Origin of the sequence: Halogeometricum sp. S3BR5-2 (genome assembly GCF_031624635.1) — an archaeon.
Taxonomy (GTDB): Archaea; Halobacteriota; Halobacteria; order Halobacteriales; family Haloferacaceae; genus Halogeometricum; species Halogeometricum luteum.
On the sequence record NZ_JAMQOQ010000006.1, the window covers coordinates 27,933 to 42,311 of the forward strand.

At 71.1% G+C, this 14,379-nt stretch carries 13 protein-coding genes; 10 read left to right on the plus strand and 3 right to left on the minus strand.

What is annotated here, in order from left to right; genetic code table 11:
- The first annotated feature begins 60 nt into the window (after positions 1 to 60).
- The 4 genes from kdgK1 (at position 61) to NDI79_RS18910 (ending at position 4,940) form a co-directional block, all read left to right on the plus strand.
- Complete coding sequence (gene kdgK1 / locus NDI79_RS18895) at positions 61 to 1,020, plus strand: bifunctional 2-dehydro-3-deoxygluconokinase/2-dehydro-3-deoxygalactonokinase (protein ID WP_310930252.1); 960 nt, start codon at positions 61 to 63, stop codon at positions 1,018 to 1,020.
- 68 nt (positions 1,021 to 1,088) lie between these two features.
- Positions 1,089 to 2,492 carry a dihydrolipoyl dehydrogenase family protein gene (locus NDI79_RS18900; protein ID WP_310930253.1) on the plus strand — a complete coding sequence of 468 codons (1,404 nt, stop codon included), beginning with the start codon at positions 1,089 to 1,091 and terminating at the stop codon, positions 2,490 to 2,492.
- Between the two features lie 142 nt (positions 2,493 to 2,634).
- On the plus strand, positions 2,635 to 4,113 hold the full coding sequence (gene arcD, locus NDI79_RS18905; RefSeq protein ID WP_310930254.1) for an arginine/ornithine antiporter ArcD: 1,479 nt from the start codon (positions 2,635 to 2,637) through the stop codon (positions 4,111 to 4,113).
- Positions 4,114 to 4,277: 164 nt separating this feature from the next.
- The gene (locus tag NDI79_RS18910; protein WP_310930255.1) at positions 4,278 to 4,940 is read left to right on the plus strand and encodes a DUF6663 family protein; all 663 of its coding nucleotides are present in this window, start codon (positions 4,278 to 4,280) and stop codon (positions 4,938 to 4,940) included.
- Between the two features lies 1 nt (position 4,941).
- Here the strand turns inward: NDI79_RS18910 and NDI79_RS18915 are convergent, their stop codons facing one another.
- Positions 4,942 to 5,916 carry a C-terminal binding protein gene (locus NDI79_RS18915; RefSeq protein ID WP_310930256.1) on the minus strand — a complete coding sequence of 325 codons (975 nt, stop codon included), beginning with the start codon at positions 5,914 to 5,916 and terminating at the stop codon, positions 4,942 to 4,944.
- A gap of 256 nt (positions 5,917 to 6,172) precedes the next feature.
- Here NDI79_RS18915 and NDI79_RS18920 point away from each other — a divergent pair, with 256 nt between their 5' ends.
- Positions 6,173 to 7,279, plus strand: coding sequence for a response regulator (locus tag NDI79_RS18920; protein ID WP_310930257.1), 1,107 nt, complete (start codon positions 6,173 to 6,175; stop codon positions 7,277 to 7,279).
- Between the two features lie 352 nt (positions 7,280 to 7,631).
- Complete coding sequence (locus NDI79_RS18925) at positions 7,632 to 8,462, plus strand: winged helix-turn-helix transcriptional regulator (RefSeq protein WP_310930258.1); 831 nt, start codon at positions 7,632 to 7,634, stop codon at positions 8,460 to 8,462.
- A 69-nt stretch (positions 8,463 to 8,531) separates the two neighbouring features.
- Here the strand turns inward: NDI79_RS18925 and NDI79_RS18930 are convergent, their stop codons facing one another.
- Entirely contained in the window at positions 8,532 to 8,975 is a 444-nt protein-coding gene (locus NDI79_RS18930) for a DUF7575 domain-containing protein (RefSeq protein ID WP_310930259.1), read from the minus strand.
- Between the two features lie 172 nt (positions 8,976 to 9,147).
- Between NDI79_RS18930 and NDI79_RS18935 the strand changes: the two genes are divergently transcribed.
- The 3 genes from NDI79_RS18935 (at position 9,148) to NDI79_RS18945 (ending at position 12,907) form a co-directional block, all read left to right on the plus strand.
- On the plus strand, positions 9,148 to 10,038 hold the full coding sequence (locus NDI79_RS18935; protein ID WP_310930260.1) for a ZIP family metal transporter: 891 nt from the start codon (positions 9,148 to 9,150) through the stop codon (positions 10,036 to 10,038).
- A 62-nt stretch (positions 10,039 to 10,100) separates the two neighbouring features.
- A complete protein-coding gene (locus tag NDI79_RS18940) occupies positions 10,101 to 11,573 on the plus strand; it encodes a hypothetical protein (RefSeq protein ID WP_310930261.1) in 1,473 nt (490 codons plus the stop codon).
- A 101-nt stretch (positions 11,574 to 11,674) separates the two neighbouring features.
- Positions 11,675 to 12,907 carry an outer membrane protein assembly factor BamB family protein gene (locus NDI79_RS18945; protein WP_310930262.1) on the plus strand — a complete coding sequence of 411 codons (1,233 nt, stop codon included), beginning with the start codon at positions 11,675 to 11,677 and terminating at the stop codon, positions 12,905 to 12,907.
- Positions 12,908 to 12,955: 48 nt separating this feature from the next.
- Here NDI79_RS18945 and NDI79_RS18950 read toward each other — a convergent pair whose 3' ends face one another.
- The gene (locus NDI79_RS18950; protein WP_310930263.1) at positions 12,956 to 13,138 is read right to left on the minus strand and encodes a hypothetical protein; all 183 of its coding nucleotides are present in this window, start codon (positions 13,136 to 13,138) and stop codon (positions 12,956 to 12,958) included.
- Positions 13,139 to 13,232: 94 nt separating this feature from the next.
- Between NDI79_RS18950 and NDI79_RS18955 the strand changes: the two genes are divergently transcribed.
- The gene (locus NDI79_RS18955; protein ID WP_310930264.1) at positions 13,233 to 14,315 is read left to right on the plus strand and encodes an iron transporter; all 1,083 of its coding nucleotides are present in this window, start codon (positions 13,233 to 13,235) and stop codon (positions 14,313 to 14,315) included.
- Positions 14,316 to 14,379: the final 64 nt, after the last annotated feature.

Genomic DNA, 14,379 nt, shown 5'->3' on the forward strand with positions numbered 1-14,379 from the left:
CCCGCCGTCGTCGCGAGCGGACCGACCGAACTTATGTACCGTCTCGCAGAACGGGGAGGCATGACCGACATCGTAACCTTCGGGGAGACGATGCTACGCCTCTCGCCGCCCCGCGGGGAACGGTTGGAACGGACGCGAACGCTGGACGTCCACCCGGGCGGCGCGGAGAGCAACGTCGCCGTCACGGCGTCCCGACTGGGCGCCGACGCCGTCTGGCTCTCGAAGCTTCCGGACTCGCCGCTGGGCCGCCGCGTCGTCTCGGAACTGCGGAGCCACGGCGTGCGCACGGGCGTCGCGTGGGCGGACCCCGAGGCGACCCGGATGGGGACGTACTACGTCGAACACGGCGGGGCGCCGCGCGGGACGAACGTCGTCTACGACCGCTCGGACGCCGCCGTGACGACGGCGACGCCCTCGGAACTGCCGGGCGGCGCGGTGCGGAACGCCGACCTGTTCTACACCAGCGGAATCACGCCCGCACTCTCCCCGACGCTGGCCGAGACGACGGCGTCGCTGCTGGAGACGGCGACGGCGGCCGACACGACGACGGCGTTCGACCTGAACTACCGGTCGAAGCTGTGGACGCCCGAGGAGGCCGGCGAGACGTACCGGTCGCTGCTCCCGGACGTGGACGTGCTGGTGGGGGCCGAACGCGACATCGCCACCTGCCTCGGCCGCGAGGGCGACCCGGCGGACGTCGCGCGTGACCTGGCGGAGGAGTACGGCTTCGAGACGGTGGTCGTGACGCTGAGTTCCGAGGGGTCGCTCGCGTACCACGACGGGGAACTGCACGAACAGGGCGTCTACGAGTCCGAGACGTTCGACGCCATCGGCACCGGCGACGCGTTCGTCGGCGGCTTCCTCGCGAAGCGACTCGACGGCGGCGAGGTGCCCGAGTCGCTGGCCTACGGCGCGGCGGCGGCGTCGCTGAAGCGGACCGTCGACGGCGACCTGGCCGTCGTCACGGCCGCGGAAGTCGACGCCGTCGTCGAGGAGGACGCGGGCGGCATCTCGCGGTAGCGACGGGTCGGACCGACCGCGCCGGCCGACGCCCGAACGACTATTCCTCCGCAGTCCTCCTATCGGATATGACGCACGTGGTCATCGTCGGCGCCTACGGAAGTGCGGGCGTCGCCGCCGCCGAGGGACTCCTCGACGCCGTCGGCTCCGAGATAGACCGATTGACGCTCGTCGACGACGGCGAACCCGGCGGCGGCCTCTGCATCCTCCGGGGCTGTATGCCCTCCAAGGAGGTGCTGTCGGCCGCCGAGCACCGCTACCGGGCCCGCCACGACCACCGCCTGCGCGGCGACCCGCCGGAGATAGACCTCGACGCGGTCGTGAGGACGAAAGACGAACACGTCTCGAACTTCGCGGCGCACCGCCGCGAGGCGGTCCGCGAGATGGCGAGTCGCGACGGCGTCGAATTCCGCCACGAGACGGCGCGGTTCGTCGGCGACCGGACGCTCCGCGTCGGCGGCGAGGAGGTGGAGGCCGACCACGTCGTCGTCGCCACGGGGTCGACGCCGAACGTGCCCGACGTGTCCGGTCTCGACTCGGTCGACTATCTCACCAGCGCCGACGTGTTGGACGCGACCGACCTGCCGGACTCCGGCGTCGTGATGGGGTTCGGCTACGTCGGCCTCGAACTCGTCCCCTACCTCGCGGAGGCGGGCGTGGACCTCACCGTGGTCGAACACGACGAACGGCCGTTGGACGAGGCCGACCCCGCGTTCGGCGACGACGTACTCTCGCTGTACCGCGAGGAGTTCGACGTGGAGATTCGCACGGAGACGACCGAAGAGCGGATAGAGAAGACCGACGACGGGGTCAGGGTGCACGTCGACGGGCCGGACGGCCCGGACGCCCTCGACGCCGAGTCGCTGTTCCTCTTCACCGGGCGTCGCCCCGCGTTAGACGGCCTCGGACTGGCGGAGGCGGGCATCGACGCCGGGGAGGATGAGTGGGTCGAGGACACGATGCGGACGCGGGGGAACGACCGGGTGTCCGTCGTCGGCGACGCGAACGGGAAGGAGCCGATTCTGCACGTGGCCAAAGAGCAGGGACAGGTGGCGGCCGATAATATCCTCGCCGCCGAACGGGACGAGTCGCCCGAGGTCTACGAGAACGTCCACCACCACGTCGTCTTCTCCGGGGCGGCCGTCTACCCGTACGCGCGGGTCGGCCACTCCGAGGCGTCGGCCGAGGAGGCGGGTCTCGACCACGTCACCGTCCGCCGCGAGGCGGCCCGCGACGGCGTGTTCAAGACGAAACTGGCCCCTCGCGGGCGGGCGACGCTCGTCGTCGGCGCCGACGGCACCGTCCTCGGCTATCAGGGCCTGCACCTCCACGCCGACGCGATGGCGAAGACGATGCAGGTGGTCGTCGAACGCGGGATGGACGTGCGCGAGGTGCCCGACCGGGCGTACCACCCGACGACGCCGGAGATACTCGACGGACTCCTCCGACTCGCCGCGGAGCGACTGGAGTAAGGGAACCGACGCGCGCCGCGGCGAAGCGGTCGGTCGGGTCGCACGCGTCTCGGTCGCGTGTGACGGGAACCCACGAGAACGGATGCCTATGGCGCATAGATGCGACGGCTACAAATGCTCTAGTTGCATATCCGGCGTCGTAATGGCGACACTATCGTTCGAACCGCTGACGTACGAGGACATCCCGGCGGAGGTGCGCCCCTCTCTCGGACAGGCGCTCGTCCCCATCGTGGGGATGCTCGTCTTCCTCAGCGTCGGCGCCATCGCCCTGGGTCTCGACCCTCAGATACCGCTGCTGTTCGGTATCGCCTTCACCGGCCTCGTTGGTCGGTACTGGTACGGCGTCTCCTGGGAGACGATGTACGAGGGCATCGTCGACGGCCTCCGGATGGGCATGCAGGCGATACTCATCATCTTCGTCATCTACATGCTCATCTCGACGTGGACGGGCGCGGGGACGATTCCCTCGCTCATCTACTACGGACTCGAACTCCTGACGCCGCGGGTGTTCCTGCCGGTGGCGACGCTGCTCGCCGCCGTCGTCGCGTTCGCCATCGGGTCGTCGTGGACCACCGCCGGGACCCTCGGCGTCGCGTTCATCGGCATCGGCGCGGGCCTCGGCGTCCCCGAACCGATGACCGCCGGCGCCGTCCTGACCGGCGCGTACACCGGCGACAAGGTGTCGCCGCTGTCGGACACGACGAACCTCGCGGCGGCCGTGACGAACACCGACCTGATGACGCACGTGCGGACGATGCGCGTCGGCACGGGCATCGCGATGCTCATCTCGCTCGGCCTGTACACCTACCTCGGGTTCGCGGCGACGGGGGCCATCCCGCCGGGCCGCATCGCCGAGATTCAGTCGGCCATCTCGGGGGCGTACGTCGTCTCGCCGCTGACGTTCGCCCCCCTCGCGCTGACGTTCGCGCTGGCGATTCGGGGCTACCCCGCCCTGCCGGCCATCACCTCGGGCGTGTTCGCGGGCGTGGCGACGCAGATTCTCGTGCAGGGACCGCGCTCCGTCGAGGGCGTCGTCGCCGCGATGGAGGTTGCGCAGTCGGGGACGACGGCCGAGACGGGCGTCGAACTCGTGAACGGCCTGCTCTCCTCGGGCGGCCTCGTCGGGTCCGCGTGGACCATCACCGTCGTCGTCGCCGCCCTCTCCTTGGGCGGCATCCTCGAACGCACGGGCGTCCTCGCCGTCGTCGCCCACCGCCTCGGGCAGTCCATCCGCGGCGTCGGCGGTCTGACCGCCGGGACGGCGCTCTCGGCGTTCGGGATGAACGTCCTCGCCGCCGAGCAGTACATGAGCATCGTCGTCCCCGGCATGAGCCTCCGCGGCCTCTACGACGAGTTCGACCTGGACAGCAGAAACCTCTCCAGAGCGGTCGAGGCGGCGGGGACGACGACGAGCGCGCTCGTCCCGTGGAACGCGGGCGGCGTCTACATGGCGACGGTGCTCGGCGTGCCGACGCTTCAGTACGCGCCGTACTACTTCCTCGGCTTCCTCTCTCCGGCCATCCTCGTCTTCATGGGCGTGACCGGGTGGCGCATCACGAAGCAGTCCGAGGAGACGACGGCGGGCCTCAAGGGCGCCGTCGAGTCGCTCGGCGACGACTGAGCGGCGTCGAAGACCCCTCTATCGCCCGCGACGCCGCTCTCGTTCTCGGCGGTGGCGCGGGCGCTCGAACCCGACGGCAACGGCGTCGTGTTCCCGGGCCCGGACCGGGGCGACCGATGCCGGCAAACCGCCCGCCTTTTCTCGATTCGGTCGAAAACGGTAGCATGGACCTGACGACCGAGGGTCGCTACCGCGTCCTCGGACGCCCTCGCGACCCCGACGAACTCCTCCTCGTGGAACTGTCCGCGGACGCCTCGGACTCGGACGGCGGTACCCCGCCCGACGAGTCCTACGACCCGACGTACGTCGACGCGACGGGCTACGAGGGCGACCTCGCCGCGGCGGTCGACTCGCTGGCCGCGGGCAACGTCGTCGACGCCGACCTGACGTGGCGCGACGGCGACCCGCGGTTCGCGGACGTCTCCGTCGTCGCGGAGACGACGTTCACCTTCGCCGACGGCGTCACCGGGATGTTCGAGGCGGCCAAGCAGACGTGGATGGTCGCGGAGGCGGAGAACGAGGGGATGAACGCCCGCGTCACCCGCAACACCGACGGCGACCCGAACGGCGCGCTGTACGTCTTCGCCAAGCAGTCGGGCGCTCGCGACCTCTTCGAGGAGTTCCGCGACGGCGTCACGCCGCTGGAACCGCTGGTCCGCCGCGTCGACGTGGGCGAGGGGGAGGTGGAGGTACCGCCGGAGTCCGAGCAGGCCCGCGAGGTGTTCGTGCTGCGACCGGCGGACGAACCGTTTCTCGCCGTCTACATCGTCTTCGACCGGGAGGGGATGTTGGCGACGACGGTTCGGGACACCTACGTCCGCGACTGAGTCACTCCCAGTCGGGGTCGACGGGGTGCGCCGGCGTCTCGCCCGTCAGGACGCGGCGCACGTCCGCGGCGGCCGTCTCGTTCACCTCGGCGCTCGATTCCTCGGAGTACCACGCCGTGTGCGAGGTGACGACGACGTTCGCGCGGTCTCGGAGCGGCGATTCGGGAGGAAGGGGTTCCGACTCGAACACGTCGAGGGCGGCGCAGTCTATCTCGCCGTCGTCGAGCGCTTCGAGGAGGGCATCCTCGTCGACGACGGCCCCGCGGCCGGTGTTCACGAGGGCGGCCTCCTCGCGCATCCGCTCGAACGCCGCGGCGTCGAACATCCCGCGTGTCTCCTCGGTTGCGGGGGCGTTGACGACGACGTAGTGAGAGCGCTCTAAGAGCGTCTCGAAGTCGACGAGGTCCGGGTCCGAGTCGTCGAAGTCCTCGGGTTCGAGGTAGGGGTCGTAGGCCACCGCGTCGAGGCCGAACCCGGAGACCATCTCGGCGGTCCGGCGGGCGATAGCGCCGAAGGAGACGAAGCCTATCGTCCGCCCCGCCAATCGATGCACCTCGTGGGCGACCGAGTCGGCGGTCGGCCACTCGCCCGCGCCGATTCGGTCGTCCACCTCGGGGACGGCGCGGACCGCCGACAACAGGAGCGCGACGGTGTGCGTCGCCACCTCGTCGGTGCAGTAGCCGGGGACGTTCGTGACGACGACGCCGCGTTCCTCGGCGGCGGCCACGTCGACGTTGTCGAACCCGACGGCGGCGCGGGCGACGACCGACAGGTCGAGTTCGTCGAGGGCCTCGCCGGTGACGGGCGTGGCGATGTCGGTGATGAGGGCGTCCGCGTCGGCCTCCCGACAGGCGTCGACGAGACGCTCCGTCGACCCGAGTTCGGCGAGGGTCACGTCGGCGACGCCGTCGAGCGTCTCGCGCAGGACGTCCGGGCGAACCGTGTGGTAGTCGCTGGCGACGACTTGGTAGGTCATCGCCCGGCGGTTCGCCCCCGCGGGACTTAGTTCCGCGTTAGATTCCGGGAGGACGAGCGGAAACGAACCTATCTGTTCGAGTGTGTGACAGATAATGGCAGTAAGCGCACAAAAACGAGCACGAGACCTCGCGCGGTACGGACGCCACGTGCTCGGAGGCGACGGCGGCGTCGACACTCGCTTCGATATCCCGGACCGCCGCCCGCCGCGAGCGAACGGCGCGAGGACTTTTGTACTCCTTCACCATCTATGACATATGGAGAGACGGGTGCGGGTGCTGTTCGTCGAGGGTGACGGCGATCCGACGCCGGTGTCGGCGGCGCGGTTCGCGGGCCGGGACGGAATCGAGGTGGAACGGGTCGCGGAGTGGGCGGCCGCCGGACGCGACGCCGAGGCGTACGACTGCGTCGTCACGAACCACGCGCTGAGCGACGGCGACGGCGTCGAGGTGGTGCGAGCGGTCGGCGCCGCGGCGCCGCGGGTGCCGGTGGTGCTGTACACGGCCGTCGGCGACGAGCGAACGGCGCGGGCGGCCCTCCGCGCCGGCGCGGCGGACTACGTCGTCGCCCGCGGGACCGACGGCCGGTCCGACGACGAGACCGAGGAATCGGGCGAGGCGGACCCGGAAGCGGTCGCGGAGCGAGAGGCGGCGACGCTCGAAAGCCGCGTCCGCGCGGCCGTCTCGGAGGCCGACCGGGTCGTCGGGGAACTCACGCCGACCGAACGGGTGGCGGAGTTGGCGGCGCTCGACCGCCTCTTCCGGCACGACATCCGCAACGACATGGCCGTCATCGTCGGGTGGGCGGACGTCCTCCGCGACCATGTCACCGAGGAGGGGGAGGACATCCTCGACAGAATCCTCGACAACGGCCGGGAGACGCTGGAACTGACCGACGCCGCGGGGGACGCGGCGGCGACGGTCACCGACGAGGCGGCGACCGCCGTCGAACCGACCGACCTCGGCGAGGCGCTTCGGGAGGCGGTGCAGTCGCGGCGCGAGGCGTTCCCCGAGGCGAGCATCGAACTCGGCGCGGTGCCGGGGTGCCGCGTCGCCGCCAATCACCTCCTCGGGGCGGTGTTTCGGAGCCTGTTGAACGAGGCGGTGTCGGACTACCGCGGCGACGTCCCGTCGCTCCGCGTCTCGGCCGAACGCGACGGCGAAACCGTCCGCGTCCGGGTGGCGGACGCGGACCCGGACGGCGCGGGCGTCCGCGCGGAACCGCCGTTCGGGAGGGGAACCGACCTCGAACGCTCCGACGCCGACGTCCACCGGTACCTCGTCGAACGACTCGTGGGCGCCTACGGTGGGACGGTGAAAGCCGACGACGGCGCGTTCGTCGTCGAACTCCGCGCGCTGGACTAACCTAGAGGTAAGTGGGACGCAGACCGGAGGGTTAGCTAAGAGTCTTTTATCTGCCGAGAGTAGCGGTAGTCGCCAGGGCGACCGGGTCCCGTCGAACGGACCCCCACTGCGAAGCGTCACTGTGTCGTCCGGCACACGAAGCGTTCGACACGGCGGGACTCGCATCCACCGGTCATCCGACACCGCGTTCGCGCGGTGTCTCCCCCCCTTTCGGTGGCTGCGACGGCGACGCGCCTTCACCGGCGCACCCCCATCCATCCCCCCTCCGCCACGTTCCGCCGCGCGGCGCTTTTCCCGACGCTACGACCGACGAGAGAAATCGTTATCAGTCGGGCTGGCAGATGTGCCGACGATGAGCGACCGAGAACCGCCGCTTCGCGCCGTCCTCGACGGAGCGACCGTCGTCGGGAAGAAGTGGCATCCGGCCGTCGTCTACTCGCTGGTGGCCGAGGGGCCGGCGGGGTTCTCCGAACTCGAACGGCGACTGGACGTGTCCTCGAAGGTGCTCAACGAAACTCTCGCCGACCTCACCGAGTCCGGCGTGGTCGAACGACGCGAACTACAGGAGCGACCGCTCCGCGTCGAGTACGCCCCGACGGAGGCCGGACGCTCTCTGGCCGAGGTGCTGTCGGACCTCGGCCGGTGGTCCGAGCGCTACCGCGCGGAGGGCGCGCCCGTCGTGTTGGTCGTCGACGACGACGCGCGCCTGACCGAACTCTACGCGTCGATGCTGGAGGGGTACGAGGTCCGCGCGGCCAACGACGGGAGCGAGGGGTTGGCGATGGTCGACGACACCGTGGACGTGGTCCTCCTCGACCGGAAGATGCCGGAAGTCGCCGGAGAACGGGTCGCCCGCCGCATCGCCGAGGAGTACCCGTCGGTCCGCGTGGTGCTGCTCGCGTCGGACCGACTGGACGAGGCGGCGCTGACCGTCCCGTTCGACCGCTACCTCCGGAAGCCGGTGACGGCGACGGGGTTGACGGAGACGGTCGAGGACCTGTTGACCCCCCGCGAGGAGACGGTCCGTCGATATCTCTCGACGCTCGCGAAGACCGCGGCGTTCAACGGCGACACGAGCCTCGACGCCTATCGGGAACTCGCGCGTCGACGTGACGAGTTGGCCGAGGAACTGCAGGACCCCGAGAGCGCCGCCGCCGACGCCGGACTCGGCGGCGGGGAGTGACGCGCGGAAGAACGGCCGTCGGACGGTCGAATCGGAGGGAAGCGAAGAGAAAAGAGAAGAAAGTGAGAGTTACTCGCGCGCGTCGGCGCGGTCGGAATCGGTGCCGTCGGCGGCGGAGGGCGAGGCGACCCGGAACCCGTCGAGTTCGGTCGTACACCACGGACAGAAGTCGATGTCGCCGTCGAGTTCCTTCCCGCAGTGCGGACAGTGCGTGACGGTGCCGTCCGCGCCGACGGCGCGACGCGCCGCCTCGTTCTGCGCGCGCGCGAGGAAGTAGGCGTCGAACAGGCTGGCGAACCCGACGATGAGCACCGGCAGGACGGGTTCGATGGGGCCCGTCCCCTCGTAGAACGCCCGTAGCGCGGCGGGGTCGACGACCAGCAGCGACGTGGCGAACGAGAGACCGATCCATCCCACCGCCCGTTTCCACCGGCGGAGATAGAGGTGGCCGCCGCCCGTGATGAGTCCGAAGAGGGCCGCGAGCCACGGCCGCTTCCGCGAGTTCCGCTCCATACGGAAACGTGAACGTTCGGTCAGGATAACTCTTGCGGGGTCGTTCGGAGGGCCGAACCGCCCGAATCCGGCGGGCTCGACCGGAATCGCCGGTACACCCGCTATAGTTTTACGTTCCGCTCGGCCACAGAGAGGGTATGTCGACTTTCGTCGCCTCCGGAGGATATCGGGCGTGGCGTCCGTAGAGCAGACGTTCGTCGAGTTGGTGGGAACCGACCCGGTGGTGCAGGGCCTCGCGGGCGGCGTCGTCATCGCCGGGATGAACCTGCTCGGGGCGGTGTTGGTGCTGGTGTGGCGGAACCCGACCGAGCGCGCGTTGGACGGCGCGCTGGGCGTCGCCGCGGGCGTGATGCTGTCGGCGAGTTTCACGAGCCTCCTTCTGCCCGGCATCGAGTTCGCCTCCGACCCCTCCTACCGTCCCTTCTCTCTCGGCGGATTCGAGTTCGCCGGCATCGTCCCGGTGCTCGTCGGGTTCGTCCTCGGCGTCGCCCTCCTCGACCAGGCCGAACACTGGGTTCGGTACGTCGGCCCCCTCGTCAGCGGGCGGTTGTCCGAGCGCGCCGAGACGGACGGCGGCATAAAGCGGGCCGAGGAGATGGCGCGCGACGCCGACTCGCGCGTCCTCGGCGTCCTCCTCTTTACCGTCGCCATCACGCTCCACAACATGCCGGAGGGGCTGGCCGTCGGCGTCGGGTTCGGGTCGGGCGACGTGAGCAACGCCATCGCCCTCATGCTCGCAATCGGCATCCAGAACATCCCGGAGGGGTTGGCCGTCTCCGTGGCCGCCGTCAACGCCGGAATGGGTCGGCGCTACTACGCCGCTGTCGCCGGCATCCGCGCGGGTGCCGTCGAGATTCCGCTGGCGTTCGTCGGCGCGTGGGCCGTCGTCGTCGCCGCCCCCGTCCTCCCTTACGCGATGGGGTTCGCCGCCGGCGGGATGCTGTACGTCATCGGCGACGAGATAATCCCCGAGACGCACATGCACGGCCACGAGCGACTCGCGACGCTCGGGATGATGGCCGGCGCCATCGTCATGCTGACGCTCGACGTGGTGCTCGGGTAGTCGCGCGTCGAACCCGGCGGTCGTTCCGACTCCGTTTTGTGCCGTCGCGCGAACCGACGGGTATGCGTCCGGGAGCGACCCCCGCGCGGCCGAGCGTCCGACGGACGCTCCTCGCCGCGTCCGTCCCCTGTGCGGTTCTCGCCCTCGCGGCCCGTCCCGCGGCCGCCCACCAGTTCACCTCCCGGTTCGACTCGCCCGTCCCCCTCTCCTTGCTCTTCGCCGGCGCGGGCGCGACGGTGGCGGCGACGGCGCTCCTCCTCGCGCGGGCGCCCGAGATACCGGCCGTCGACCGCCGACTGGGTTCCGTTCCGGCGGCCGCCGGCGACGCCCTCGCCGCCGTCGCCCGCGTCGGCTTCCTCCTCGCGTTCGTCGCCGTCCTCGCCGACGGCGTGAGCGGTCCGCGCGCCCCCGCGGAGAACTTCGCCACCCTGTTCGCGTGGTCGCCGTGGCTGAAGGGCCTCGCCCTCGTCAGCGTCGTCGCCGGCAGCCCCTGGCGGACGCTGTCGCCGTGGCGGACGCTGTACGACGCGCTCTGTCGTGTGGAGGGCGGGGAGATTCGCCTCCGGGCGTACCCCGCCGCCCTCGGCCACTGGCCCGCCCTCGTCGGCTTCCTCCTCCTCGTCGGCGTCGCGGAGAATCTCACGCGCGTGCCGACGCTCCCGCGGGCGACGGCCGTCCTCGTCGCCGGCTACGCCCTCTCGATGCTGGTCGGCGCCCTCCTCTTCGGCCGGGAGTGGTTCGAGCGAGGCGACGCCTTCCACGTTCTCTACGACCTGTTGGGTCGCGCGGCGCCGCTCTCGGCGACTCGGAGCGAGGCGGGGCGGTGGGTCGTCCGCCTGCGCGCGCCGTGGTCGGCGTGCTCGGCGCCGGTGCCGACCCGGACCGCCGCCGCGTTCGTCGTGGCGGCGGTGTACACGGTGACGTTCGACGGGTTCGCCGAGTCGCCGCCGTACTGGGACGCCTACTTCGGCGTTCGGGAGGCGTTCGGCGTCGGCGCGTCGGTGAGCGTCGTCCTCTACGAGGCGGGCCTGCTCGGGTTCCTCCTCGGGTACGCCGCCGTCGTCGCCGTCGCGGAACGCGTCGCGGCGGCGGGACGGAGACGCGTCGGAACGGCGGGGCGCCCCTCGCCGGCGGAGACGGACGGCGGAGCGGAGTCGGGGTGTACCGGAGACGGGAGCGCTCCGACGACGCCGGGGACGCTCGCGTTCGCCGCGACGCTGGTGCCCATCGCCGCGGGCTACGAAGTCGCGCACAACCTCGCGTACGTGGCGACGACGCTGGGGCGACTGCCGACCGTCGTCGGGTGGCCGAGCGTCGACCCGCTCTGGTGGCTGTCGACGCCGACGTACTGGGGGACGCAGGTCCTCCTCGTCGTCCTCGGGCACGTCGTCGCCGTCGTCGCCGCGGAGGCCGTCGCCCGGCGGCGGACGCCGACGCGGCGGTGGGCGCTGGCGTCGCACGCGCCGCTGGTCCTCCTCATGGTCGGCTACACCGTCCTGTCGCTGTGGGTCGTCTCGCTGCCGGTCGCGACCTGAGCGGGTCGGGGGAGTCCGTCCCCGAAGAACCGAACCGAGCGCGCGTCGAACCCGCGCGCGGAACGGACGGCTTATCTCGACGGGGTCGGAAACTGCGAGCGATGAGAACGGCGACGGTGCTGGTGATTCTCGCCGTCGCGGCCGCCCTCCTCGGCGTCGTCGGCTACGGTCTGCTCGGCGACGGCCTCGGTGGCGAGGGGTTCTCGGCGACGTGGACGAGCGACACGGGTCGCGACATCGCCGCGAACCACCACGCGGTCGCGGTCGGCGGGGGGAGCGTCTACGCGCCGATCAGCGGCGAGGACCGGAGCGGGAACTGCGCGCTGGTGGCCCTCGACGCCGCGGACGGGTCGACCCTGTGGAGCGACGGCGTCCCGGCGGCCAACTGCACGCTCCACTCCGTCGCCGACCCGACGCTGGCCGACGTCGACGGCGACGGGACGACCGAAGTCGTCGCCACCTCCACGGAGCGGGTCGTCCTCGGCTTCGACGCCGCCGGCGGCGAGGAGGAGTTCCGTTACGACCTCTCGGCGTACGGCTACACGAAACCCGTCGTCGCCGACCTCGCGGCGTCGCCCGGACGCGAACTCGTCGTGGTCGACGTGAGGGGGACCGCGTTCGTCTTCTCCGCCGACGGCGAGACGCTCTGGACGCACGAGTTCGGCGAGGAGGTGTGGGCGCAACCCGCCGTCGCGGACTTCGACGGCGACGGGCGACCCGAACTGCTGGCGGCCGGTCGGAGCGGCGGCGCCGTCCTGTTCGCGGGGGACGGGACCGTCGAGTGGCGCTCGGAGGTCGTGACGAACGACGCCATCACGTGGGGCGCGACCGGGCAGACCGACGGGGACCCCGCGCTGGAGGCCGTCTTCAGCACGGTCGACGGCGCCGTCGTCGCCGTCGACGGGGCGTCCGGCGAGGTGGAGTGGCGGGACTCCCACGACGAGTTCGCCGCCGTCCACGCCCTCGGCGACGGCGACGGCGACGGCGACGCGGAGGTGTACGTGACGACGCGCGACGGGCGATTCCGCGCCCTCGACGCCGCCGCCGGGACCGAGGAGTGGACCACCGACGTGGTCACCGAACGCGTCCAGATGATGCCGCCGCCGACCCTCGGCGAGGTGGACGGCGACGACGGACTCGAACTCGTCGTCGCCGGCAACGACGGCGGCGTGACGCTCCTGAACGCCGAGGACGGGTCGGTCGCGGGTTCGTACGCGCGCGAGTCGCCCATCTACACCCACGCGACGCTGGCCGACGCGGACGACGACGGGCGGGCGGAGGCGTTCGTGATGTACGGCGACGGCCGGGTAGTGCGACTGGATTACGGGGCGTAAGGCGGCGAAGAGCGGCGAAGAGCGGCGAACCGTCCGGAGGACGCGCGGTCAGTCCGCCTCGGCGGCGAACTTCGCGAACGGGTACGCGAGTCCGAACGCGAGGAGGAGACAGCACGCCGCGCCGACGCCCAAGAGGAGGTCGCCCGTCACCGCGCCGACGCCGACGGGGAGCAGCGAGAGGCCCGCACCCGCGACGACCGCATCCAGCGGTGGCCCGTCCAGTTCGTCCATGCGACGGGTCGGCGCTCCGCGGGTAAGAGCCTATCCGACGCGCGTTCGCAGGGCACACCAGAACTGGTATCCGCGCCGGCCGGCTCTCTCGGACATGGAACGACGACGGTTCCTCGCCGCCGCGAGAACCGCGGGCGTCTGCGGAGTAGCCGGGGTGAGCGGCTGTCTCGGCGGGTCGGACCTGTTCGAGACGAGACCGGCGGCCACGGGGGCGGGCGGCGAACCGCCGCTAGTGGAGAACCGCCCGGACGCGGTGTACGTCCCGACGCACGTCGAGGGGACGGAGATGGCCGGCGCGGCGGACGTGGGCGACCTGAAAGTGGGGGTGATGTACTCCTACCCGCACCGCTTCTGGGTCGTCGAGAAGGGCGACGACGACGCGTTCGTCGCCCGGAAGACGGCGATAACCGAGGCGGACAGCGTCCACCTCATGGCCTCGGTCTGGGACCCGGAGACGGGCCGCGTGGTCCCGAACACCGGGCTGTCCATAGAGATTTCGCGGGACGGAGCGCTCGTAAGTCAGGAAGTCGTCTATCCGATGCTCTCCCAGCGGATGGGCTTTCACTACGGCGCGAACTTCCCCCTGCCGGGCGACGGGACGTACGACGTGTCGGTGAGCGTCGGCGGCCTCGACGCGAACCGGTTCGGCGCCTACGAGGGGAAGTTCGGCTCCCCGGCGGAGGGAACCGTCCGCTTCGAGTTCTCCTCGCGGGCGCTGAACGACCTCAGCTACCGAACGCTCGACGAGCGAAAAGGCGAACGCGCCGCCGTGAAACCGATGGAGATGGAGGCGATGCCGGTCGGGCGGGCGCCGGAGCGACTCCCGGGTTCGTCGTTCGAGCGGGGGAGCACGGGCGACGCGGTGTTCCTCGCGTCCGTCGTGACGGACGAACGGTTCGGAGAGGACCCCTATCTCGCCGTCTCGCCGCGGACGCCGTACAACCGACTCGTGATACCGGGCATGGCGCTCAGTGCCTCCGCCGACGGCGGCGCGTCGTTCTCCGGGTCGCTGACGGCGGGGTTGGACCCCGACGTCGGCTTTCACTACGGCGCCCCGGCGCCCGGTCTGACGGGGTCGGAGACCCTCGAAATCGCGGTCGACGTGCCGCCGCAGGTGGCCCGACACGAGGGTTACGAGACGGCGTTCCTCGACATGCCGCCGGTCACGCTGACGTAGCGGTTCCGAGACTCGCCCGAGTGAAGCGACGGAAGACCGGGAGAGACGGAGGAACCACTGCCTC

Excerpts from the sequence above, each read along its gene's own strand:
- NDI79_RS18910 (WP_310930255.1), top strand. The coding sequence starts at position 4,278 with ATGGACCTGACGACCGAGGGTCGCTACCGCGTCCTCGGACGCCCTCGC.
- NDI79_RS18920 (WP_310930257.1), top strand. The coding sequence starts at position 6,173 with ATGGAGAGACGGGTGCGGGTGCTGTTCGTCGAGGGTGACGGCGATCCG.
- NDI79_RS18955 (WP_310930264.1), top strand. The coding sequence starts at position 13,233 with ATGGAACGACGACGGTTCCTCGCCGCCGCGAGAACCGCGGGCGTCTGC.
- NDI79_RS18930 (WP_310930259.1), bottom strand. The coding sequence starts at position 8,975 with ATGGAGCGGAACTCGCGGAAGCGGCCGTGGCTCGCGGCCCTCTTCGGA.
- NDI79_RS18950 (WP_310930263.1), bottom strand. The coding sequence starts at position 13,138 with ATGGACGAACTGGACGGGCCACCGCTGGATGCGGTCGTCGCGGGTGCG.
- NDI79_RS18945 (WP_310930262.1), top strand. The coding sequence starts at position 11,675 with ATGAGAACGGCGACGGTGCTGGTGATTCTCGCCGTCGCGGCCGCCCTC.
- NDI79_RS18925 (WP_310930258.1), top strand. The coding sequence starts at position 7,632 with ATGAGCGACCGAGAACCGCCGCTTCGCGCCGTCCTCGACGGAGCGACC.
- NDI79_RS18915 (WP_310930256.1), bottom strand. The coding sequence starts at position 5,916 with ATGACCTACCAAGTCGTCGCCAGCGACTACCACACGGTTCGCCCGGAC.
- arcD (WP_310930254.1), top strand. The coding sequence starts at position 2,635 with ATGGCGACACTATCGTTCGAACCGCTGACGTACGAGGACATCCCGGCG.
- NDI79_RS18900 (WP_310930253.1), top strand. The coding sequence starts at position 1,089 with ATGACGCACGTGGTCATCGTCGGCGCCTACGGAAGTGCGGGCGTCGCC.
- kdgK1 (WP_310930252.1), top strand. The coding sequence starts at position 61 with ATGACCGACATCGTAACCTTCGGGGAGACGATGCTACGCCTCTCGCCG.
- NDI79_RS18940 (WP_310930261.1), top strand. The coding sequence starts at position 10,101 with ATGCGTCCGGGAGCGACCCCCGCGCGGCCGAGCGTCCGACGGACGCTC.